1 protein-coding gene is annotated in these 280 nt (G+C 35.4%); it reads left to right on the top strand.

The window, feature by feature from the left end; translation table 11 throughout:
* On the top strand, nucleotides 1–280 hold a 280-nt coding region (locus tag AOA62_RS31905), incomplete at both ends, for a DNA translocase FtsK (protein WP_218244200.1).

The following is a 280-nucleotide window of genomic DNA, read 5'->3' as shown; positions in this document are numbered from 1 at the left end:
TATGACGGAATTAAAAAAGCAGGGTCTGTTGCCGAGACATCTAATCTTCCTTACAACGTCATGATGTTTAAAAGGGACCGTATAAAGGAAAGTCGTTTAAGGACTGAGAAGACCCATAATTATAAATACCCACAACTACATTTATTAGATATACCACCAAGGCGTGATGGTTTAGATACAGAGTGGCTAAATAACCAAATAAATAAATTAAATGAAACATTTCGTTATTTTAATATAGGCGCAAGTGTTGTAAATGTAACTGAGGGGCCAACTGTAACTC

Origin of the sequence: Pseudomonas sp. 2995-3, from assembly GCF_002742565.1 — a bacterium.
Lineage (GTDB): Bacteria > Pseudomonadota > Gammaproteobacteria > Pseudomonadales > Pseudomonadaceae > Aquipseudomonas > Aquipseudomonas edaphica.
Note: the sequence above shows the minus strand (reverse complement) of the source record. Positions and strands in the feature narration are given on the sequence as shown.